We start from the raw sequence: 21,595 nt of genomic DNA on the forward strand, positions 1-21,595 counted from the left end.
CTGGATTATCAGCATGGCTGCGCAAATTTACGATCGCAGGCATGAACTCTCCCGCCGCCGTGCACAGCGCTTCCTCCCTGGCAACCGCCCCATCCCCCCTGCTGCGCGGTGCCGACCTGGCCCTGCTGTTGGTGGCCATCGTCTGGGGCACCAGCTACGGCGTGGCCAAGGGGGCGCTGGCGTTTTACCCGGTGCTCGGTTTTTTGGCCGTGCGCTTCTTGCTCACCACGGCCTTGCTGGCACCGGTGGCGCTGCGCGGCACCACGGCCGCGCAGCGGTGGGGCGCGCTGCGCAAGGGGCTGCCGCTCGGGGCTTTGTTGCTGTCCATTTTTGTGTGCGAAACCTATGGCGTGGCCCACACGCCCGCCAGCCGCGCCGCCTTCCTCATCAGCCTGTGCGTGGTCTTCACCCCCGTGGCCGAATGGGCGCTGATGGGCCAGCGCCCCAGCCGGGCCGTGTGGATGTGCGTGGCCGTGTCGCTGTGCGGCGCACTGCTGCTGGCCGGGGGCTGGCAGGGCGCCTGGAGCGGGGGCGATGCCCTCATGCTGGCCGCCGCCGTGCTGCGCGCCCTCATGGCCTGCGCCACCGCACGGGCGGCCCGCCACATCTCGCCCAGCGCAGCCCCGGGCGCGGCACCCGTGCCTGTGCTGCTGCTCACCACCGTGCAGTCGGCCGTGGTGGGCCTGGGCACCCTGGCCATGGGCTGGGCGCTGCTGCCGCAAGGCCTGCCGCCCCTGCCCACTTGGGCCGCCGCCAGCGCCTTCTGGTGGGCCACCGCCTACCTGGTGCTGGGCTGCACCGTGTTCGCCCTGGTGGCGCAAAACTGGGCCCTCAAACACACCAGCCCCAGCCGCGTGGGCCTGCTCACCGGCACCGAGCCCGCCTGGGGGGCGCTGTTTGCCGTGGCCTGGCTGGGCGAGAGCCTGGGGCCGCAAGGCTGGCTGGGCGGGGCGCTGGTGGTGGGGGCGGCGCTGTGGATGGCGCGGCGGTGAGGGGATGACGCGCTGGTACGTCAAGCCGCCTTCACGTAGTCAACAAAGGCTCTCAGCGGTGCCGGTACCAGGCGGCGGCCGGGGTAGTACAAAAACGGGCCAGAGAACTGTGGCCACCACGTCTGTAGCACGGGCACGAGCGCGCCCTGGTCCAGATGGGGTTGCAACCAGTCGCGGAAAAGATAGACGATGCCCATGCCTCTGATGGCCGCATCTACGGCCAGGTCTGCGGCAGCGCCCCCTTGCACCAGAAGGGCAGGCACGGGGTTCACGGTCAGTGTTTCACTGCCTTGATGAAACTCCCACGGCGGAAGGTTGCCGCTTGGAAAACGCAGACGCAGGCAGTCATGCTCCAGTAGCGCGTGCGGATGGGCGGGCATCCCTCGGCGGGAGATGTAGCCCGGTGCTGCAGCGCAGGCGAACTGTTGCACCTTGGGCCCTATGGGGACCGCGATCATGTCTTGCTCCAGGCTTTCGCTGTAGCGGATGCCCGCATCACAACCGGCGGCCAGCACATCGACAAAACTGTCTTCCGCAACCACCTCCACCGTGATGTCGGGGTAAGCCGTTTTGAACCCCGGCAGTAGCGCCGGAAGCACCAGTTTGCAGGCGGCAACGGGCACGTTCAGGCGCAGCGTGCCCGCAGGGCGGTCACGCAAGGAGTTGACCGCATCGAGTGCGTCCCCTACCTCCTGCAGCGCGGGGGCGAGTCGCTCCAGCAGTCGCTGCCCGGCTTCGGTCGGTGCCACGCTGCGGGTAGTGCGGTTCAGCAGGCGCACGCCCAGTTGTCCTTCCAGTCTCCGCACGGCCTCGCTGATGGCCGATGCACTGACACCCTGCTGCTTGGCCGCTCCGCGAAAACCTTGGGCTTTCGCTACGGCCAGCAGTGCTTTGAGGTCGTTCAGGTCCACATTCATTGTGCGCCATTCTGCACAAGCTGTGCGCACTGTGCGGGCTTATCAATTCTTTGGTGCGTTTCTACACTGCGACCCATCCCCATTCACCCTCGCAACCAAGGACCACTTCATGCACTCTCTTGAACAAGCTGGCACGTTTTTGCTCGGTAGCCGCCCTGTCTTCCGTCTGGGCTACGGTGCCATGCAGTTGGCGGGGCCAGGGGTCTTTGGGCCACCCAAGGACAAAGCAGCCGCCCTGTCGGTGCTGCGCACGGCTGTGGAAAGCGGCGTCAATCACATCGACACCAGCGACTTCTATGGCCCCCACATCACCAACCAACTCATTCGTGAGGCGCTCAGCCCCTACCGAGGTGACCTGACCATCGTGACCAAAATCGGTGCGCGCCGAGACGATCAAGGCGCTTGGCTGCCGGCAGCATCGGCGCATGAGCTGACTCAGGCTGTGCACGATAACCTTCGCAATCTGGGTGCGGACGTGCTCGATGTCGTGAACCTGCGCGTGATGTTCAATGCGTTTGGCCCGAGCGAAGGCGCTATTGAGGAGCAGGTCAGCGTGCTGGCCGAGCTGCAACAGCAGGGGCTGGTTCGCCACATTGGCCTGAGCAATGTCACCCGGACCCAGGTCGCTGAGGCCCAGCGCCTGTGCACTGTGGTTTGCGTGCAAAACCAATACAACCTGGCACATCGTCAGGACGATGCTTTGGTGGACGAACTGGCACGCCAAGGCATTGCGTATGTCCCGTTTTTCCCGCTGGGAGGATTCAGCCCGCTGCAGTCGACCCAGTTGTCGAGCATCGCCCTGCGGCTGGGGGCCACGCCGCTGCAAGTGGCGCTGGCATGGTTGCTGAAGCGGTCACCCAATGTGCTGTTGATTCCGGGCACCTCGTCCGTCGATCACCTGCGGCAAAACCTGGCCAGTGCGCAACTCGCGCTTGCACCCGAAGTGCTCGCAGAACTCGATTGCGTGGTGCAGGACCGCGCGGGCAACCACCCGGCGTAAACGTACAGCATTGGACGCATTGCCCGGCCGGGTGTTGCGGCGTCACACCCACGTCACATCCCCCCGGCAAGGTTGCGCCTTTCCTTTTGTGCACCCTTGCCACTATGTCTGCTTTCTTCTCCTTGAATCGTCTGGCCGCCAGCGTTGCGCTGGCTTGCGTTGCCCTGTCGCCAGCTTTCACTGCCCACGCCCAGCAAGCCTTTCCCTCCACGCTGGCCGGTCACGCCGTGATGCCTGCCATGACGGTGATTGCTGCCCCCGCCGATGCCCCGGCCGATCTGCGCCATGCGGGCAAGTTCACCACCGCGCAGCGCGTGGAAAAGCTGGGCTCGGTGGCGGGCCTTTCGGCTGGGCGCCCCACGGGCATTGGTCTGCCGTTTGACGGTCAGCCGCTGCAAGGGCACTCGGGCATCAAGCGCATGCCGGACGGCAGCTTTTGGCTGCTGACGGACAACGGCGCGGGCTCCAAGGCGAATTCGCCCGACTTCATGCTGCACCTGAGCCACTACCAGGTGGATTTCCAAAGCGGCCAGTTCAGCCGCCAAAAGACCATCTTCCTGCACGACCCGGACAAGAAGGTGCCTTTCCGCATCACACAAGAGGGCACCGACAAGCGCTACCTGACGGGCGCGGACTTTGACCCCGAGAGCTTTCAGTTTGCGGGCGGTGCGCTGTGGATTGGCGACGAGTTTGGCCCCTTCCTCATCAAGGCCGATTTGAACGGCAAGGTGCTGGCGGTGTTTGAGACGAAGGTGGACGGCAAGGTGGTGCGCTCGCCCGATGCCCCCGGCGTGCTGATGCCCGGCGCGCCCGATGCCAAGCCCACCGCGTTCGATGTGAAGCGCTCCAAGGGCTTTGAAGGCATGGCCGCCAGCAAGGACGGCAGCAAGCTCTACGCCCTGCTCGAAGGCGCGCTGTGGAACGACGCCGCCAAGGCCTACGAGAACGTGGGCGGCAAGCAGTACCTGCGCGTGCTCGAATTCGATGTGAAGACCGAGCAATGGACGGGCCGTCACTGGAAGTACGTGCTGGAGGCCAACCACCACGCGATTGGCGACTTCAACATGATCGACGCCACTATCTCGGGAGATGGCACAAGCGCCATGGGCCTCATCATCGAGCGCGACAACGGCGAAGGCACGGCCGACAAGGCCTGCCCCACGGGCCAGCAGCGCACGGATTGCTTCCACGACCTGGCGCAGTTCAAGCGGGTGTACAAGGTGGAATTGAACGACGCCAACGTGGGCGGCGAAATCCGCAAGGTGGGCTACATCGACCTGATGAATATCCAAGACCCGCAGCGCTTGGCCAAGAAGCCGTTGAACAATGGCGTGCTCACCTTCCCGTTCTTCACCATTGAAAACGTGGACGTGGTGGACGACAAGCACATCGTGGTGGGCAATGACAACAACCTGCCTTTCAGCTCCAGCCGCGACCCGAACAAGGCGGACGATAACGAGCTGGTGCTGTTGCAGGTGGAGGCGCTGCTCAAGGCGCGCTGAAGGTTGCACCGCCTGCGGGCGGATGTGGGACTGCCCAGGCACCGTGCCCTGGCTTCGACAGGCTCAGCCCGAACGGGTAGGGTGGGGCGGGGTCGGGAGGGGGCTTGGTGCACCTACCGACCGTTCGGGCTGAGCTTGTCGAAGCCTTGCGCAACGCGTGAGCGCTCAGTCCAGCCAACCCTTGGGCGTCTTGTCGGCCTTCTTCTCGACCGGGTTGGCCAGCAGCGACTGCGCGGGGTACTGGCGCAAAAACTCTTTGGCCTTGTCGGTGCGGGCGGTCAGCCAAGCGTCGTAGGCGCCCTCGTTCAGGATGACGGGCATGCTCTTTTCGCTGCCCGGGGGCTGGTAGCGGTTGAGCAGCGCATGGTTGTTGGCGTTCACGGTAATGAGCGCGTAGCTGATGATCTCTTCGCCCTCGGCCCCCTGCCAGCGGGCCCACAGGCCTGCCAGGCCCATGGGTTTGCCGTCGACGCGGGCAATGCGGGTGGGCACGGGCTTGCCCTTGCGGTGGTCGTCTGCATAAAAGGCCTGCATGGGCACGATGCAGCGCTGCCCCGCCAGCCAGGCTTCGCGAAAGGCGGTGCCGGTGCCCAGCAGGTCGGACTTGGCCGTGGTCAGCTTGGGGGCGCGCAGCTTGGCGTCCGACGCCGACTTGACCCAGTGCGGCACCAACCCCCATTGCGCGGGCATCAGCACGCGGGTGCGGTCGGCGGGTGGTGTGGGGGCCGGGGCCTCTGCGGAGGGCGCATCGGCCGCCACGGCCTGGGGCGCAGCCGCCGTCACCTCAGGCCCTGCAGCTGCGGGCGCCCGCAGGGCGGTGGCCACGGGCCGGTGCACGATGAAGAACCCCGGCTTGCGCGGCCACAGCATCCGCTCGGCAGGCACCTCGGGGGGCTCCACGCCAAAGGCCTCGCGGTAGGTGTCTTCGGGGTGCAGGGTTTCGTACTGGGTGGTCATGCGCGGATCGTACCGTGGAAAGCCTGGGTTTGGGTTAAAAATGCCTTCTAGCGCTTATCTAATAAGCGCTAGAAGCTATGAAAATAATAGCGTTTAGGTGCGATGCAAGGGCGTGCCGCGCCCTTGCGATGACCTGCGTCAAGCCGGGTGTCGCCTGCGTTCTGACAGGGGCCTGCGCGGTTTTCACAATGCCCGCATGGACTTCAACCCCTCCCCCCTGGCGCGGCAGTTGTGCGATCGGCTCAACGCCTTCATCGACCGCTACGTGCTGCCCTACAACGCCGCCTGGCATGCCGCCGTGCAGGCGGGCGACTACCCGCCGCCGTTTCTCGAAGACCTCAAGGCCCTGGCCCGCGAAGAGGGGCTGTGGAACCTCTTCTTGCCCACGCTGCGCGATGACGAGCCCGGCACGCGCCTGTCCAACCTGGACTACGCACCGCTGGCCGAAGCCATGGGCCGCCTGCCCTGGGCGGCCGAGGTGTTCAACTGCAGCGCACCGGATACCGGCAACATCGAGCTGCTGCACCGCTTTGCCAGCCCTGCGCAGCGCGTGCAGTGGCTGCAGCCACTGCTGCACGGCCAGTGCCGGTCGGCCTTTGCGATGAGCGAGCCGGACGTGGCCTCGTCCGACCCCACCAACCTGCAGACCACGGTGCGGCGCGAGGGTGAAGTCCTGGTGCTCAATGGCCGCAAGTGGTTCATCACTGGCGCGGCGCACCCGCAGTGCCAATTGCTCATCGTGCTGTGCCGCAACGCCGATGGGGACGAAGACGCCGACCGCATCGACAGCCCCGACAGCCTGGGTGGCTCCCACCACCATGACCCCCACCACTGCCACAGCATGGTGCTGGTGCCCCTGGACACACCCGGGGTGGAGGTGGTGCGCAACATCCGCGTGCTGCACCACCACGCGCCCGAGGGGCATTGCGAAATTCGCCTGCACAACGTGCGTGTGCCCGCCACCGCCTTGCTGGGCGCCTGGGGGCAAGGCTTTGCCATGGCGCAGGCGCGCCTGGGGCCGGGGCGGGTGCACCACTGCATGCGCACCATCGGCCAGTGCGAGCTGGCCCTGCAACTGGCCGCCGAACGCGCGCTGGAGCGCCACGCCTTTGGCAAGCCGCTGTCTGAACAAGCCAATGTGCAGGAGTGGCTGGCCGACTCGCGCATCGAGATCGACCAGGCGCGCTGGCTGGTGCTGCACACGGCCTGGCTGCTGGACCAAGGCCCGCACGGGGAAGAACGCGGGGTGAAAACGGGGCAGGGCACTGGACAAGGCGCTGGGCCAGAAGCGGCCAACGCCCGGCAGGTGCGCGCGCAGGTAGCGGCCATCAAGGTGGTGGCAGCCCGGCTGCAGCAGCGCGTGGTGGACCGGGCCATGCAGATTTTTGGCGCCATGGGCCTGTCGCCCGATACGCCCCTGGCCGCCTTCTGGACCTGGGGCCGCGCCCTGCGCCTGATGGACGGGCCTGACGAGGTGCACCTGCGCACCGTGGCCCGGCAGGTGCTGGCCCAGGCGCGCGCGGGCCTGGGCAGCCACACGGCTTACTTCACCACGCCCGAGCAGCTGGCGGCCCCGCCGCGCCTGAAGGCCTGAGCGGCTTGGGGCTTCAGCCGCGCAAAAACTGCCCCAGCACGCCCATCAGGTCACTGCTGTTGCCCAGGCCGCCCTGGGGCACCTGGCCCTGGGGCGTGAGCTGGTCCACCAGGCCGGGCAGCAGGTGGCTGAGCTGTTGGGCCACATCGGCCGGGGCTGCACCCACCTGGCTGCCCAGCTGCGACAGGGTGCCCTGGCCCAGCACGCTGGCCAGTTGCTCGCCCGAGATCGGCAGGTTGGTGCCCGTGCCAATCCACGACTGCAGCACATTGCCCAGCCCCGCTTGCTGAAAGCGCTCTACCAGCCCCGCCAGCCCGCCGTGCGCGCCATCGTTGCCCAGCAGGGACAGCACGGCTTGCACCAGCTGCGGGTTTTGGGCGGCCATGCCCAGCAGCCCGCCCAGGCCACCGCCTGCGGCAGTGCCCCCGGCCTGGCCTGCGTTGTTCAAGACTGCGCCGACGACTGAATCGAATAAACCCATGGTGCTGCTCCCTGTGAAACCGTTGAAAAGGCGGGCGGGGTGGCCCACCGCTGCGCGGCACGGGCTGAGGGCCGGTTCAGGCTCTCAGCCGTGTGCGTGGGGCAGTGTGCCGCAAGCCACCATGGGCTTGCTGGGCCAATGGTCAACTTGTGCAAACTGGCGGGGCCGGTTGATTCAGCCTCTTTGAACTTGAAATCTCCGCTCGGGCCCGTGCCGAATCCCTAGCGGACAGAGTAGGCAGAGGACCGCTGCCTGGATTCTTTGAATTGTTCTGCTAGCCGCAGCTGCCCAGCGTCTTGCCCGCCATGGCGGGGCGCAGGGTGGCCAGCCACTGCTGGCGCTGGGCATCGGTCACAGCGGGCAGCTTGAGGGTGAAGCCCGGGGCGGCCTGGCGCTCCAGCACCACGCGGGCGGTGCGCACGCCCTGGGCGTTCAGGGTGGTCAGGCCCCGCTGCGCGGCCTCTTCGGTGGAGAAGCGGCCCAGCGACAGGCCCAGCTCCAGCGTGCCGCCCGCGCGGTCAAAGTCCACCTTGCGGGCGCGCAGCTCGGCGCGCTTTTTGTCCAGCGTGTCCTGGTCGTCAAAGCGGCCCATGTAGATCATCCAGCGCCCGGTGATGGGCGTGGGCTCCAGCGTCCAGCTGCCCTGGGGCAAGCTGGCGGCAGCGGTGCGCAGTGCCGCCGCCTGCTTGTCGTCAAACACGCCGGCCTGCAGGCATTCGCCCGCATCGGCGGCCGGGGCAGCTGCGGCCGTGGCAGCTGCGGCCGTGGCAGAGGCCCCGGCATCGGCCGCAGCCGCCGGTGGGGCGGGCGGCGTGGGGGCGGCGGTGGTGCCTTGCGTGCGCAGCACTTTCAGGGTCTCGGGGCGGATCTGCTGCTGCATGCGCAGGGGCTCGGCCTGCTCGGGTTGGGCCAGGCCTGCGCTGCGCAGCCAGCCCTGGGTGTAGGCGTAATAACCGGCATTGGCCAGCAGCAGGGCGATGACGGCAAGGCGCAGCATGGGTGGGGGCTTCTCTCGGTTCAGTTCAAGGTGGGGGTCACAGCGGGGCGGCCACCACGGCAGGGCGCACGCTGATCTCGGCACTGGTCACGGCCTGCATGCCCTGGGCGGTGTGCACCAGCAGCGCGCCGTCTTCGCCCACGCCATGGGCGGTGCCGGTCTGGCCGTCGCTCAGCGTCACAGGGCGACCCTGCAGCACATCGCGCGCAGCAAAGCGGGGCTGCACGGGCGCAAAGCCGCAGGCCTCAAAGCCCTGCAGCATGCCCACCAGCGGGGGCACGATGCGCAGCAGGGCGGCGGGCGCATCCAGGCCCGGCTCCACATCCTGCAGGCTGCCGGGGGGCATGCTCATGCCCTCGGCGCTGCGGGGCAGCACATTGATGCCAATGCCCACTACCACGTAGCGGGCGGCGGTGCCATGCTGGCTGGCGCCGGGGGCGGCTTGTGCGGCCTGGGGCGATACGAAGCTGGCGGTCTCCACCAAAATGCCGCCCAGCTTGCGGTCGCCGCTCAGCCACAGGTCGTTGGGCCACTTCAGGCCAATGCGGGGGCTGTGGCCGGGCTGCAGCGGGGGCAGGGCGGGCTGCAGGCTCTCGGCCACGCTCACGCCCACGGCCAGCGACAGGCCGGACCAATCCTTGGGCGCCAGCGGCAGGCCCAAGGACAACATCAACGACGCGCCTACATCGCTCTGCCACACCCGGCCCAGGCGGCCGCGTCCGGCGGTTTGCTGCTCGGCCACCAGCAGGGTGGGTTCGGTCTGCCCGGCCCGGGCGCGGCGCATCAGCTCGGTGTTGGTCGAATCGATGCTGGGCAGCACCTCGACCGTGAAGCCCGGCAACAGTGGGGCCACGGCCTCCCAGACGGCCTCGGCGGGCCAGCGGATGGGGGCGGTCATGCCTTGCCGCCCTTGTCGCCCTTCGTGGCTTTGGTGGCCTTGGCTTTGCCCCGTGCAGCGCGGGGCTCTGGCGGGGGCAGGTCGGGCATGGGCGGGCGCCAGCCGCGCTTGGGGGCCAGCAGCGTGCCTCGGCAGGTGGCAGCGCCGCACCAGCAGGGGTATTCGGCCTTCAGTTTGGGGGTGTAGCGCTCTTCAATGATCAGGCCGTAGTCGTAGTTCAACTCGTCGCCCGCCTTGATGTTGCGCAGCGCGGTGATGAAAATGCGGCCGTCCTGCTCGTCGGCAAAGCAATTGGGATCGCAGCTGTGGTTGATCCAGCGGGCCGAGTTGCCACCGTAGTTGGCGTCGATCACCCGGTCCTCGTCCACATGGAAGTAAAACGTGTGGTTGGGCTGGCTGGGGTCGTGGGGGTGGCGGTCTTGCGCTTCTTGCCAGCTGATGATTTCGCCGGTGTATTCCACCAGCACCTCGCCAGCGGCGATGTCCTGCAGGGCAAAAACCCCTCTGCCGTGCACGCCCGAGCGCCGGGTCTGGATGCGGCGGCCGGAGTGGGCGTTGGGGTCGGCGGGCGTTGCATTGCGGGCCATGGCAAAAACTCTGTTAACTTGATGGTGCACACATGTGTGTGCGTGCGCGTGTATGCGTGTGCATGCGCGTGAGAGCCGAATTGTAGAAGCGCCCGCAACCCGGGCAACCAGAATGACTGGCGAGAGCCCCAAAATGACCAAGACCCTGGTAATTGCAGAAAAACCCTCAGTGGCGCAGGACATCGTGCGCGCCCTGACCCCCGTGGCTGGCAAGTTTGACAAGCACGAAGACCACTTCGAGAACGACCGCTATGTAGTCACCAGCGCCGTGGGCCACCTGGTGGAGATCCAGGCCCCCGAGCAGTTTGATGTGAAGCGCGGCAAGTGGAGCTTTGCGCACCTGCCCGTGATCCCGCCGTTTTTTGACCTCAAGCCCGTGGACAAGACCAAGAGCCGCCTGAACGCGGTGGTCAAGCAGGCCAAGCGCAAGGACGTGTCTGAACTCATCAACGCCTGTGACGCGGGCCGCGAGGGCGAGCTCATCTTCCGCCTGATCGAGCAGTACGCCGGTGGTTCCAAACCCCTGGGCAAGCCCGTGCGCCGCCTGTGGCTGCAATCGATGACGCCCCAGGCCATCCGCGATGGCTTCAACGCCCTGCGCTCTGAGCAGCAGATGGCGGGCCTGGCCAGCGCGGCGCGCAGCCGCTCTGAGGCCGACTGGCTGGTGGGCATCAACGGCACCCGCGCCATGACGGCCTTCAACTCGCGCGACGGCGGGTTCTTCCTGACCACCGTGGGCCGGGTGCAGACGCCCACCCTGTCGCTGGTGGTGGAGCGCGAAGAAAAGATCCGCAAGTTCATCAGCCGCGACTACTGGGAAATCCACGCCACCTTTGGCGCCCAGGCCGGTGAATACCCCGCCAAGTGGTTCGACCCCAAGTGGAAAAAGGGCGAGGATGCAGAGATGCGAGCGGACCGCGTGTGGTCTGCCGCCGAGGCACAGTCAATAGCCAACGCCGTGCGCGGCAAGCAGGCCACCGTCACCGAAGAGAGCAAGCCCACCACGCAGGCGTCGCCCCTGTTGTTCGATTTGACCAGCCTGCAGCGCGAGGCCAACGGCAAGTTCGGCTTCAGCGCCAAGACCACGCTGGCCCTGGCGCAAAGCCTGTACGAGCGCCACAAGGCCCTGACCTACCCGCGTACCGATTCGCGCGCGCTGCCTGAAGACTATTTGCCGGTGGCCAAGCAGACCTTTGAAATGCTGGCCGACAGCGGCATGCGCCACCTGGCACCCCACGCGCTCACCGCGCTGAATAACAACTACGTGCGCCCGTCCAAGCGCATTTTTGACAACAGCAAGGTCAGCGATCACTTTGCCATCATCCCCACGCTGCAGGCACCGAGCGGCCTGAGCGAGGCCGAGCAAAAGCTGTACGACCTGGTCGTGCGCCGCTTCATGGCGGTGTTCTTCCCGAGTGCTGAATACACCGTGACCACGCGTATCAGCACCGTGGCCCCGCACAGCTTCAAGACCGAAGGCAAGGTGCTGGTCAAGCCGGGTTGGCTGGCCATCTACGGCAAGGAAGCCGCTGAAGAAGTCGAAGGCGGCAAGGACGGCGACAAGGGCCAGAACCTGGTGCCGGTCAAACCCGGCGAAAGCGTCAACACCCTGGCGGTGGACCCCAAGGGCCTCAAGACCAAGCCCCCCGCCCGGTATTCGGAAGCGACGCTGCTGGGCGCCATGGAAAGCGCGGGCAAGCAGATTGACGATGAAGAACTGCGCTCTGCCATGCAGGAAAAGGGCCTGGGCACACCTGCCACGCGCGCGGCCATCATCGAAGGCCTGCTGACTGAAAAGTACATGCTGCGCGAAGGCCGCGAGATCATCCCCACGGCCAAGGCCTTCCAGCTCATGACGCTGCTGCGCGGGCTGGAGGTGGAGGAGCTCTGCCGCGCCGACCTGACCGGCGAGTGGGAGTACAAGCTCTCGCAAATGGAAAAGGGCCAACTGAGCCGCGAAGCCTTCATGGCCGAGATCGCCGCCATGACGGAGCGCATGGTCAAGAAGGCCAAGGAATACGACCGCGACACCATCCCAGGCGACTACGCCACGCTCGAATCGCCGTGCCCCAACTGCGGCGGTGTGGTGAAGGAAAACTACCGCCGCTTTGCCTGTGTGGGCAAGCCCGGCGCCGAGGGTTGCGGCTTCAGCTTTGGCAAATCTCCCGCAGGCCGCACCTTTGAAACCGCAGAGGCCAACGCTCTGCTGCGCGACAAGAAGATCGGCCCGCTGGAAGGCTTCCGCTCCAAGGCGGGCTGGCCGTTCACCTCCGAGATCGTCATCAAGTACGACGACGAAGCGCACAACTACAAGCTCGAGTTCGACTTCGGCGACGACAAGAAGGGCGAAGAGTCCGGCGAGATTGTCGAGTTTGAAGATGCCGCCCTCGGCCCTTGCCCTATCTGCGGATCAGACGTGCACGAGCATGGCAGCAACTACGTGTGCAGCAAAGCCGTGCCCACTGCAGCGCAGCCCACACCGAGCTGCACCTTCAAGAGCGGCAAGATCATCCTGCAGCAGCCCGTGGAGCGCGAGCAGATGCACAAGCTGCTGGAGACCGGTAAGACCGACCTGCTCGACAAGTTCGTGAGCATGCGCACGCGCCGCAACTTCAAGGCCCACCTGGCGTGGGACAAGGAAGCGGGCAAGGTCAACTTCGAGTTTGCGCCCAGCAAGTTCCCACCCCGCCCGGGCGCTGCGGCCAAAACCGCCGCCGCCAAGGCAGGCAAGACCACCGCTGCCGCCAAGAAAGCCCCTGCCAAAAAGGCCGCAGCCAAGTCCACCGCCGCCAAAGCCCCGCGCAAGGCCGCCGCAGGCAAGGCCCCCAGCGCCGCCCTGGCCGCTGTGATTGGCAGCGAACCCGTGGCACGCCCCGAGGCCGTCAAGAAGATGTGGGAATACATCAAGACCCACAACCTGCAAGACCCCAAGGACAAGCGCACCATCGTCGCCGACGACAAGCTGCGCGCCGTGTTCGGCAAAGACAGCGCGGGCATGTTCGAGCTGGCGGGCATCCTGGGCAACCACCTGGGCGGCGACGCATGACCGCGCAGGCCTGCGCACGGGTCTGGGCGCTGTGCGCAGCCCTGGGCCTGCTCGCAGGCTGCGCTGGCACGCCAGCCGCCGGGGGCGATGCCCCTGGCCCCCTGTACAAACGCAGCGCAGGTAGCAGCAGTGGCCCCCAGGGCAACGCTGTGACGGACATGGGCGGCGGCAGCAGCGGCGTTACCGTGTATGGCGAGATTGACGTGGGCGTGGGCCGGCGGCGCTGACCTTCGCGCTGTGCCCACAGCGTTTGCATGCAACCCGCGCCCCGTACCGGGGGCGCCGGTGCACGTTCGATCCGTCAGGGACTGAGCCGCGGCCCAAGCCCTAACCGATTGGGCTGAGCCTGTCGAAGCCAGGGCACGGCCTGTGCACTGCAACAGGCCCCGCATGAAAGGTTGTGTCGATTTTTTGAATGCCCACCGGCATGCCCGGCATACCCGGTAAGAGGACCCCCGTTGGCCACCGTTCACCCCTACCAACCCAAGCACATCACCCCCACCGACGAGCAAGTCGCCGTGCAGATGTCTGCCGAGCGCACGCTCATCATCGAGGCCAACGCAGGCGCCGCCAAAACCACCACGCTGGCGCTGCGCATGGCCCAGGCGTGGACCACCGGCATGCCGCCCGAGCGCTGCCTGGCCCTCACCTACACCGACACCGCCTGCCAGGCCCTGCAGGCCGCGCTGCGCAAAATCGGCCTGCCCGCGCCTGTGGTGAAGCGCTTTCGCATCGCCAGCTTTGACGCCTTTTGCGCTGCCATGCTGCAAGAGCCCTATGCCCCGCCGGTAGAGCAGATCGACACCATGGAGGCCCTGCGCCCCTACGTGTGGGAGGCCGTGCAGCGTGTGGAGGCCAACGAATACGAGCGCTGGCCCGAAGAACTGCAGCTGCCCAGCGCGGGCGATGCGGGCTTTATCGAAGACTTTCTGGCCATGGCCCTGTGGCTCAAGGGCACGATGAAAGACGACCTGGAGCGTGACGACGGCCCGGCCACGCCCGACTATGCGGGCGACCTGGGGCTGGGCTACACGCAGCTCAAGGTGTTCCGCGCGTACGAGCGCATCCGCCGCCGTGAGCTGGCCGAGCAGCCGCTGTTTCGCGGCCCCTACGACGCCACCTACGACCTGGCCCGCCGCCTGCTGGAAGGCGACACCGCCGCCAGCCTGCCGCACTGGCCGCGCAACCTGCAAATGGTGCTGGTGGACGAGATGCACGACATGAACGCGGCCTCGTTCCGCGTGCTGCGCGAGCTGCTCGATTCGACCCCGTGCCAATTCTGCGGCGTGGGCGACCGCGACCAGGTCATCTACGGCGCGCACGGGGCCGACGCCGTGTTCATGGGCGACGCCATCACCGCGCACACCAGCCGCCCGGTGGCGCGCCTGCCCCTCACGCCCAGCCACCGCTTTGGTCGCAAGCTGGCCATCAAGGCCGGGCGTTTGGCAGACAAGCCCTACGGGTCGCTGGCTGCGCACGACACCGCCGTGCAACTGCTGGGCTACGACAACGAGGCCGAATGTGTGGACCTGATCGCCCACCAGGTGCAGCAGTGGCGCACCGCCACGCGCGGCAAGATGGCCGGGCTGGCCGTGCTGCTGCGCCACCCGGGCCAGTCCATCGCCATCGAAAACCGGCTGCTGGCCGACGGCGTGCCCTACACCATCAGCGGTTTTGAAAGTTACCTGCTGCGCCCCGAGGTGCTGCTGGTGCGCGGCCTGCTGGCCGTGGCCACCGATAACTTCGACAGCGTGACCGAGCCGCGTACGCGAGAAAAGCTCATGCGCGCCCTGGTCTTCTTCTGCGGTGCGCGCATCGTGGTCAAGGGGCGCGAGCACGAATCGCAGCACGACCTGCTGGCCGACGCCATCCGCAGCGTCACAGACAACCCGCTGTTTCTCGAGAGCTTCTTCACCAACCAGATCGTGCCCAACGTTGAGCCCGCCATGCAGCGGCGCCTGCGCAACGCGCTGAAGGTGGCCAAGGAAGCCCATGGCCCCGATACCCTGGCCCGCCTGCTGGAGGCCCTGCAGATCGAGGCCGTGGTGCGCGAGGTGTTCGTCTCGCGCCAGCGCCGTGCCGACGCCCTGGCCAACCTGGCGGGCCTGAGCCACGCCGCCCAGGCCTTTGGCAGCGCGCGCGACTACTTTTTGCACCTCAACGCCGCCGAGCAGCGCCAGCGCGAGCTGCGCAGCACCGCCAGCCTGGTGCTGGCCCACATTGGTCATGTGAAGGGGCTGGAGTTTGAGCATGTGCTCATCCCCTATCTGGAGCAGGGCGCCTTCCCCGACCCGCAGGCACCCTTTGCGCAAGAGAAGAACACCTTGTATGTGGGCATGACCCGCGCCCGCCAGCAGCTCACCCTGCTGTCGCACCGCCAGCACCCCAGCGTGTTTGTGGAGCAACTGGGCTACGCCGCCAGCCCCAAAGTCACAGCCGCTGCCGCTGCCAAGGGTGCGGACGCAGGCGATACAGCCGTGCCCGGCGCCCGCACGGCAGAGACCTAAGCCGCATCCACCGCACACCACACACCGGAGCCCACACCATGCGCAGCCCCCGCCAACGCGCCTTCTGGACCTTGCTGGCCGTGCTGCTGCTGGCCGCCGCCGTCGCCGCGTGGTGGACGCGCGACCAATGGGCCGGGCAGGTGCAGCCCTGGGCCGAGCAGGCCTGGCGCAAAGCCACCCGCCCCGGCGCAGACACCTTGCCGCAGGACCGCAAGGCGGCATCTGCTAACGCAGGCGGTGCCGGCAGTGCGCGCGGTGGCGCATCGGCCCCCGTGGCACCCACGCCCCGCAAATGCGTGCAGCAAGGGCGCACCATCTACACCGACCAGCCCTGCCCACCCGGCAGCCAGGAGCAACTGCTGGACGGCGGCGCCGTGACCACGCTGCCCCGGTAAGGCCGCGCACGTCCCGCGCCGCCCTGTCCGGTCGGCGTCAGCCCCATCGCGCAATGTCACCACAATGTCATTGCGCGCCCCTAGAGTCGCGCGTTTTTCCCACCACGGAATCACGCCATGAAAGCCCTCACATCCCTTGCCGCCGTTTGCTTGTCTGCCCTGGTCCTTGCCGGTTGCGGTGGCAGCGATGACGCGCCCGCACAGCCCCAGGTCATTGCCCACCGGGGTGCCAGCGGCTACCTGCCCGAGCACACCCTGGGCGGCTACGAGCTGGCCATCCGCATGGGCACCGACTTCATCGAGCCCGATCTGCAAATCACCAAAGACGGCGCACTGGTCGCCATCCACGACGACACCCTGAACCGCACCACCAACGTGGCCACGCTGTTTGCGCAGCGCAATGGCGGCTACAAGGTCGCCGACTTCACCCTGGCCGAGATCAAGACCCTGACGGTGATCCCCACCGGCACGGGTAAGACCAGCTACCCCGGCTTCACCCCCAGCGCCGCCAGCCCCTTCACGGTGCCCACCTTCCAAGAAGTGGTGGACTTTGCCAAGAAGCAAAGCAACGCCGTGGGCCGCGAAGTGGGCATCTACCCCGAGGCCAAGCAGGCCGACCCGGTGATGGAAGACGGCATTTTGAAGACGTTGAACGCCAACGGCTACAACGTTGGCAGCAAGCTCTTCATTCAATCCTTCAGCGACGCCACCTTGCGCAGCCTGCGCACCAAGCAGATCGCGCAGAACAACAAGATGCCGCTCATCCTGCTGGGCGTGGCCACCAAGGCGGCCGATGGCTCGCTGCGCATGGGCGTGGTGGGCAGCACCAGCGTGACCACCCTCACGCTGCAAGAGGTGGCGGGCTTCACCGAAGGCGTGGGCGTGCTCATCAACAACACCACCTACCCCCTCACCAAAGCCTTCATCGACCAGGCCCACGCCGCGGGCCTGAAGGTGCACGGCTGGACCTTTGCCCAGGCCGACGCCACCCTGGCGGCGGCTGAGTTCCGCCAGTTCCTGGACATGGGCATGGACGGCATGTTTGCCAACTACCCCGACCTGGCTGTCGCCGCCCGCAACACCTACGTGCAAGGCAAGTAAGGCCACCTGAGCGCCCCAGGGGTTGGCGCCCCTGAGGCTGTTGGTGCACCATTTGCTTCATTTTTTATAGCGGCCAGCGCTTATTTATCAAGCGCTGGCCGCTTTTTTTATACTCAATCCATCGCGCGCAATGAAGCGCAGCAAAAGGGGTTGAGAACGCAACAAAAAATGTTGCTTGAATGTCAAATAGAAATATTTGGTTACGAGATTTGGTTAACAATCCAGCCTCTCGCATTCCGTTATTGGTGTTAACCCTAGGTCTTGGGTGTCTGCTCCGGCGGGTCGCGTTGTCCTGATTTGTTTCCAACCCGTCTAGTCCCCCTGGGGCCCCATCTCTCTATGCGACTGAAAACCAAACTGACATTGGCCTTGATCCTGATGTGGCTCGGGCTGTTCTTGCTCGGTGCGTGGGCCGCGTTCCACGCCCGCTCTGTGGTCACCGACGAGCGGCAGGCCGCCGTCAACCATGTGGTGGACCTGGGCTACAGCCTGGTGGAGTCGTATGCCGCAGAGGTGGCCGCCGGGCGCCTGGAGCTGCCCGCCGCCAAAGAGCAGGCCCTGGCCCGGCTGTCCAAGCTGCGGTTTGACGGTGGCAAGAACTTCCTTTTCGTCATCGACTCGGCGCCGCTGATGCTGATGCACCCCACGGGCGGCAACCTCATTGGCACCAACGTGGGCGACCGCAAAGACCCCGACGGCGTTGCCTACTACCGAGAGCTGGCCGCCATGGGCCAGAAGAACGGCCAGGGTTTTGTCTCCTACCAGGCTGGCGTGACACAGCCCGATGGCAAGGTCGAGCGGATGCCCAAAGTCACCTACGTGCGCTACAACAAGGCGTGGGACTGGCACATCATGGCGGGCGTGCTGGTGGGCGACATCCAGGCCTCCTTCTACAAAACCATCACCAAGCTGCTGGCCATCGTGCTGGTGCTGGGCACCATCATCCATGTCTCCATGCTGCTCATCATCCGCAGCGTCACGGGCAGCCTGGGTGGCGAGCCCGCGCAGGCCGGTGACGTGGCCGGCCGCATTGCCGATGGCGACCTCACGGTGGTGGTGCCCGTCTCGGGCAAAAACCCGCACAGCCTGATGGCCGCCATGCACACCATGCAAAACCGCCTGGCGGGGCTCATTGGCAACATCCGCAATGGCACCGAAGAAATCCGCCACGCCGCCAGCGAAATCGCCTCGGGCAACCTCGACCTGTCTTCGCGCACCGAATCGCAAGCTTCCTCGCTGCAGCAAACCGCTGCCAGCATGGAGCAGCTCACCAGCACCGTCACCCAAAACGCCGACAACGCCCAGCGCGCAGGCGAGCTGGTGCACAACGCCGCTGCCATTGCCGAGCGCGGCGGCGCCGTGATGGGCAACGTGGTGGACACCATGCGTGGCATCACCGACAGCTCCAACCGCATCTCAGAAATCATCGGCGTCATCGACTCCATCGCCTTCCAGACCAACATCCTGGCGCTGAACGCAGCGGTGGAAGCCGCCCGCGCAGGCGAGCAAGGCCGTGGCTTTGCCGTGGTGGCCAGCGAAGTGCGCAGCCTGGCCGGGCGCAGCGCCCAGGCCGCCAAAGAGATCAAGGGCCTGATCGACACCTCGGCAGGCAAAGTGCGCGAAGGCTCTGGCCTGGTCGACCGCGCGGGCACCACCATGACAGAAATCGTGGGCGCCGTGCAGCAAGTGCGCGTCATCATTGACGAGATCACCGCCGCATCGCAAGAGCAGCGTGCGGGCATCCACCAGGTCAACCAGGCCGTGGCCCAGATCGACCAGGTCACCCAAGAGAACGCCGCCCTGGTCGAAGAATCTGCCGCCGTGGCCAATGCCCTCAACGACCAGGCCCGCCAACTGGCCGAGCTGGTAGCCGTCTTTCGGGTGCCCGGCGCCAGCGCACAAGTTGGCACCAACCAGGGCGCCGGTGCGCTGGGCCAGCCTGGCCGGGGCCAAGAGCCTACCCTGCGCCTGGCCTGAGCGTGGCCTGAGGCTGCCTGAGGTTGGGGCGCAGCGCACCGTGCGTGCCATGGCGTCCGCCTATCTTTCTTTTGCAGCCCTGCGCGCGCAGCGCCCCGCGCACCACACCAAACCACACCATGCGGCGGGCTTGCGTTGCGCATCTGGTGGATCGGTGTCGGCACCTATTGCCTGCGCACCCCAGCTTGCCCACCATGGCCTCACCCATGCCCCACCACACCGTTGGCATTCCATCTGTCCACCCGTTCCAGCCCAAGGGTTTCACGATGCACCTCCACCTGACTCCTTCGCCCGCACCGGTCCGCATGGCCGCCCCTGCGGCCATTGCCCCCGCGGCCCACCGGCCCCAGGTCACCCTGCTGGCCCGGTGGCTGGCACCCCGCACCGCCCTTGCCAGCCTGTGGCAGGGCGGCTGGGTGGCTGGCGCGCTGGCCCTGTGCGCCGCAGCCCCCGTGCAGGCGCAGGTCACGCAGTTTGAAGTGCTCAGCACCCAAGCCCCGGCCCTGCAGGCCCGCAGCTTTGGCGAGCGCGGCACCGCCCGCAAAATCACCGCCCGCGCCACCTTTGCGGTCGACCCCGCAGACCCCCGCAACGCCGCCATTGCCGACATCGCCCTGGCCCCGCGCAACGCCGCAGGCCGCGTCACCGGCGTGGCCGACGTCGTCATCCTGCAGCCCCAGCGCCCCAACGGCACCCTGCTCATCGAAACCCCCAACCGGGGCCGCAAGCTCATCGGCCCCGGGTTTGACGACGCCCCCACCAGCTACGGCCGCCTGAGCGAGCCCGCCGACGCAGGCGCAGGCTTCTTGCTGGCCCAGGGCTACACCCTGGCGTGGATCGGCTGGCAGGGCGACCTGCCCGTGAGCGGCGGCCAAGGCGCTGCAGCGCTGGGCCTGAACGTGCCCACGCTGCCAGGCATCACCGGCCCCTCGCGCGACGAATGGGTCTTCACCCCCAAGCAGACCGAGGCCGAGCAGACCGTCAAGCTCGCCTACCCCGCCGCCACGCGCGAAGGCGCCCAGCTCACCGTGCGCGCCCGCGTGCAAGACCCCCGCACCCAGCCCGCAGGCCTGGCATGGCGGTTTGTGGACGACCAGACCATCGCCATCACCCGCCCAGCCAATCAACCGGCAGACGCCATCTACGAATTCACCTACACCGCCCGGGGCGCCAAGGTCATGGGCCTGGGCTTGGCCGCGCTGCGCGACATCGCCCACTTCTTGCGGCACGACACCAGCGCCGCCAACCCCCTGGCCGCAGGCGGCCAGCCCACCATGCAAACCCTGCTGGGCACCGGCATCTCGCAATCGGGCCGCGTGCTGCGCGACTTTGTGTACCTGGGCTTTAACGAAAGCGCCGACCACCGCCCCGTGTACGACGGCCTGCTGCTGCAAATCCCCGGTGGGCGCCGCAGCTACACCAACGCCCGCTTTGCCCAGCCCGCCCGCAACCCCGGCCCCAACAGCGACGACCTGTACCCCGTAGACCAGTTCCCCATGGCCTACGCCACCAGCACCGATGCGCAAACCGGCCGCACCGACGGCCTGCTGCAACGCTGCACCGCCACCAGCACCTGCCCGCGCATCATGCAGGTCGACTCGGAATACGAAATGTGGGCATCGCACGGCAGCCAAAGCGTGACCGACCCCCAGGCCCAGCACCTGCCCCTGCCCGCCAACGTGCGCGCCTACCTGGTGGCAGGCACCCCGCACTTCGCCGCGTTTGACGCCCTGGCCAAGCCCGAGGCTGGCTGCCTGCTGCCCACATCGCCCATCTACGTCGGCCCGCTCATGCGCGCCCTGCTCACCGGCATGAACGACTGGGTGCGCCACGGCACCGAGCCACCGGCCAGCCACTACCCCAACGTGGCCGACGGCACCCTGGTGCCCCCCGACCACACCAGCTACCCCGGCCAATACCAAGGCCTGCGCACCCTGCTGGGCTACCAGGGCTACGCCACCCCATCGTGGCGCACCGACAGCGCCAGCGGCCTGCCCACCGTGCTGGGCCACTACCCCGTGCTGGTGCCCCGCACCGACGCCGACGGCCTGGCCCTGGGCACCGTGCGCCTGCCCGCCGTGGCCGTGCCCCGCGCCACCTACGTGGGCTGGAACGCCAAGACCACCGCGCCCATCGATCCTCTGAACCCCTCCGGCATCTGCACCCAGCAAGGCAGCACCTTGCCCCTGGCCGCCACCCGCGCAGAACGCCTGGCCCGCAAAGACCCCCGCCCCTCCATCGCAGAGCGCTACCCCACGCCAGACGCCTACACCACCGCCGTGCGCGCCGCCGCCTGGCGCCTGGAGCAACAACGCCTGCTGCTCCCCGCCGACGCCCAGGCCGCCGTGCGCGCGGCAGAGGCAGGCACCCTGGCCCGCCTGCCCTGAGCACCCGCACAGCCACCCCGCTGCACACGGCGTGCACAGTGGGGCGGCAGCGTGTCGGTGTGCCAATTTGCTATTAAAAACATAGCTGCTAGCGCTTATTCAATAAGCGCTAGAGCCTGTTTTTTTATAAATTGAGGTACCTACCAACTTTGGCAGTTGCGCAAACCGATCCCTGACCCTACAGTGTTTTAACAATTACACACATATTCAGCTCAGGGAAACTGCCAGCAGCATGGCGACATTGATACCGGCACTGG

Annotated in this window: 17 protein-coding genes; 11 read left to right on the forward strand and 6 right to left on the reverse strand. The window is 67.0% G+C overall.

What is annotated here, in order from left to right; all coding sequences use genetic code 11:
• Window positions 1-41: 41 nt before the first annotated feature.
• Window positions 42-992, forward strand: a complete 951-nt coding sequence (locus EAG14_RS00785) for a DMT family transporter (RefSeq protein WP_121727768.1) — start codon at window positions 42-44, stop codon at window positions 990-992.
• Between the two features lie 20 nt (window positions 993-1,012).
• Here EAG14_RS00785 and EAG14_RS00790 read toward each other — a convergent pair whose 3' ends face one another.
• Window positions 1,013-1,909, reverse strand: coding sequence for a LysR family transcriptional regulator (locus EAG14_RS00790; RefSeq protein ID WP_099742394.1), 897 nt, complete (start codon window positions 1,907-1,909; stop codon window positions 1,013-1,015).
• Between the two features lie 109 nt (window positions 1,910-2,018).
• On the opposite strand from EAG14_RS00790, the gene EAG14_RS00795 reads away from it, so the two are divergent.
• Both EAG14_RS00795 and EAG14_RS00800 read left to right on the forward strand, forming a co-directional pair.
• Window positions 2,019-2,909 (forward strand): aldo/keto reductase family oxidoreductase, encoded by an 891-nt coding sequence (locus EAG14_RS00795; RefSeq protein ID WP_121727769.1) that lies wholly within the window; start codon window positions 2,019-2,021, stop codon window positions 2,907-2,909.
• 104 nt (window positions 2,910-3,013) lie between these two features.
• On the forward strand, window positions 3,014-4,411 hold the full coding sequence (locus tag EAG14_RS00800; protein WP_121727770.1) for an esterase-like activity of phytase family protein: 1,398 nt from the start codon (window positions 3,014-3,016) through the stop codon (window positions 4,409-4,411).
• Window positions 4,412-4,576: 165 nt separating this feature from the next.
• Here the strand turns inward: EAG14_RS00800 and EAG14_RS00805 are convergent, their stop codons facing one another.
• On the reverse strand, window positions 4,577-5,368 hold the full coding sequence (locus tag EAG14_RS00805; RefSeq protein ID WP_121727771.1) for an SOS response-associated peptidase: 792 nt from the start codon (window positions 5,366-5,368) through the stop codon (window positions 4,577-4,579).
• A 196-nt stretch (window positions 5,369-5,564) separates the two neighbouring features.
• Between EAG14_RS00805 and EAG14_RS00810 the strand changes: the two genes are divergently transcribed.
• A complete protein-coding gene (locus tag EAG14_RS00810; protein ID WP_121727772.1) occupies window positions 5,565-6,962 on the forward strand; it encodes an acyl-CoA dehydrogenase family protein in 1,398 nt (465 codons plus the stop codon).
• A 13-nt stretch (window positions 6,963-6,975) separates the two neighbouring features.
• Here EAG14_RS00810 and EAG14_RS00815 read toward each other — a convergent pair whose 3' ends face one another.
• From EAG14_RS00815 to EAG14_RS00830, 4 genes are all read right to left on the reverse strand, one after another.
• The gene (locus tag EAG14_RS00815; RefSeq protein WP_099742389.1) at window positions 6,976-7,443 is read right to left on the reverse strand and encodes a YidB family protein; all 468 of its coding nucleotides are present in this window, start codon (window positions 7,441-7,443) and stop codon (window positions 6,976-6,978) included.
• Between the two features lie 274 nt (window positions 7,444-7,717).
• On the reverse strand, window positions 7,718-8,440 hold the full coding sequence (locus tag EAG14_RS00820) for a sporulation protein (RefSeq protein ID WP_099742388.1): 723 nt from the start codon (window positions 8,438-8,440) through the stop codon (window positions 7,718-7,720).
• Between the two features lie 37 nt (window positions 8,441-8,477).
• On the reverse strand, window positions 8,478-9,338 hold the full coding sequence (locus EAG14_RS00825) for a biotin--[acetyl-CoA-carboxylase] ligase (RefSeq protein ID WP_099742387.1): 861 nt from the start codon (window positions 9,336-9,338) through the stop codon (window positions 8,478-8,480).
• Entirely contained in the window at window positions 9,335-9,925 is a 591-nt protein-coding gene (locus tag EAG14_RS00830) for an SET domain-containing protein (protein WP_099742386.1), read from the reverse strand. Before EAG14_RS00830 ends, EAG14_RS00825 begins: the two co-directional genes overlap by 4 nt.
• 133 nt (window positions 9,926-10,058) lie before the next feature.
• Here EAG14_RS00830 and EAG14_RS00835 point away from each other — a divergent pair, with 133 nt between their 5' ends.
• From EAG14_RS00835 to EAG14_RS00865, 7 genes are all read left to right on the forward strand, one after another.
• Window positions 10,059-12,971 (forward strand): DNA topoisomerase III, encoded by a 2,913-nt coding sequence (locus EAG14_RS00835; RefSeq protein WP_121730227.1) that lies wholly within the window; start codon window positions 10,059-10,061, stop codon window positions 12,969-12,971.
• Window positions 12,968-13,198, forward strand: coding sequence for a hypothetical protein (locus EAG14_RS00840; protein WP_121727773.1), 231 nt, complete (start codon window positions 12,968-12,970; stop codon window positions 13,196-13,198). Before EAG14_RS00835 ends, EAG14_RS00840 begins: the two co-directional genes overlap by 4 nt.
• Before the next feature lie 231 nt (window positions 13,199-13,429).
• Window positions 13,430-15,478 carry a UvrD-helicase domain-containing protein gene (locus EAG14_RS00845; protein WP_121727774.1) on the forward strand — a complete coding sequence of 683 codons (2,049 nt, stop codon included), beginning with the start codon at window positions 13,430-13,432 and terminating at the stop codon, window positions 15,476-15,478.
• 38 nt (window positions 15,479-15,516) lie between these two features.
• Window positions 15,517-15,873: a DUF4124 domain-containing protein gene (locus tag EAG14_RS00850; protein ID WP_121727775.1), complete on the forward strand. Its 357-nt coding sequence runs from the start codon at window positions 15,517-15,519 to the stop codon at window positions 15,871-15,873.
• A gap of 117 nt (window positions 15,874-15,990) precedes the next feature.
• Window positions 15,991-16,974, forward strand: a complete 984-nt coding sequence (locus EAG14_RS00855) for a glycerophosphodiester phosphodiesterase family protein (protein WP_121727776.1) — start codon at window positions 15,991-15,993, stop codon at window positions 16,972-16,974.
• 339 nt (window positions 16,975-17,313) lie between these two features.
• Window positions 17,314-18,951: a methyl-accepting chemotaxis protein gene (locus EAG14_RS23620; RefSeq protein WP_121727777.1), complete on the forward strand. Its 1,638-nt coding sequence runs from the start codon at window positions 17,314-17,316 to the stop codon at window positions 18,949-18,951.
• A 266-nt stretch (window positions 18,952-19,217) separates the two neighbouring features.
• Window positions 19,218-21,338, forward strand: coding sequence for an alpha/beta hydrolase domain-containing protein (locus tag EAG14_RS00865; RefSeq protein WP_205603473.1), 2,121 nt, complete (start codon window positions 19,218-19,220; stop codon window positions 21,336-21,338).
• The last annotated feature ends 257 nt before the right edge of the window (window positions 21,339-21,595 follow it).

The organism is Acidovorax sp. 1608163, assembly GCF_003669015.1.
GTDB lineage: Bacteria > Pseudomonadota > Gammaproteobacteria > Burkholderiales > Burkholderiaceae_C > Acidovorax.

Coding starts and splice junctions, on each gene's coding strand:
- EAG14_RS00805 (WP_121727771.1), bottom strand. CDS start 5,368: ATGACCACCCAGTACGAAACCCTGCACCCCGAAGACACCTACCGCGAG.
- EAG14_RS00850 (WP_121727775.1), top strand. CDS start 15,517: ATGCGCAGCCCCCGCCAACGCGCCTTCTGGACCTTGCTGGCCGTGCTG.
- EAG14_RS00820 (WP_099742388.1), bottom strand. CDS start 8,440: ATGCTGCGCCTTGCCGTCATCGCCCTGCTGCTGGCCAATGCCGGTTAT.
- EAG14_RS00855 (WP_121727776.1), top strand. CDS start 15,991: ATGAAAGCCCTCACATCCCTTGCCGCCGTTTGCTTGTCTGCCCTGGTC.
- EAG14_RS00865 (WP_205603473.1), top strand. CDS start 19,218: ATGCACCTCCACCTGACTCCTTCGCCCGCACCGGTCCGCATGGCCGCC.
- EAG14_RS00790 (WP_099742394.1), bottom strand. CDS start 1,909: ATGAATGTGGACCTGAACGACCTCAAAGCACTGCTGGCCGTAGCGAAA.
- EAG14_RS00800 (WP_121727770.1), top strand. CDS start 3,014: ATGTCTGCTTTCTTCTCCTTGAATCGTCTGGCCGCCAGCGTTGCGCTG.
- EAG14_RS00840 (WP_121727773.1), top strand. CDS start 12,968: ATGACCGCGCAGGCCTGCGCACGGGTCTGGGCGCTGTGCGCAGCCCTG.
- EAG14_RS00815 (WP_099742389.1), bottom strand. CDS start 7,443: ATGGGTTTATTCGATTCAGTCGTCGGCGCAGTCTTGAACAACGCAGGC.
- EAG14_RS00830 (WP_099742386.1), bottom strand. CDS start 9,925: ATGGCCCGCAATGCAACGCCCGCCGACCCCAACGCCCACTCCGGCCGC.
- EAG14_RS00825 (WP_099742387.1), bottom strand. CDS start 9,338: ATGACCGCCCCCATCCGCTGGCCCGCCGAGGCCGTCTGGGAGGCCGTG.
- EAG14_RS00785 (WP_121727768.1), top strand. CDS start 42: ATGAACTCTCCCGCCGCCGTGCACAGCGCTTCCTCCCTGGCAACCGCC.
- EAG14_RS00810 (WP_121727772.1), top strand. CDS start 5,565: ATGGACTTCAACCCCTCCCCCCTGGCGCGGCAGTTGTGCGATCGGCTC.
- EAG14_RS00795 (WP_121727769.1), top strand. CDS start 2,019: ATGCACTCTCTTGAACAAGCTGGCACGTTTTTGCTCGGTAGCCGCCCT.
- EAG14_RS23620 (WP_121727777.1), top strand. CDS start 17,314: ATGCGACTGAAAACCAAACTGACATTGGCCTTGATCCTGATGTGGCTC.
- EAG14_RS00835 (WP_121730227.1), top strand. CDS start 10,059: ATGACCAAGACCCTGGTAATTGCAGAAAAACCCTCAGTGGCGCAGGAC.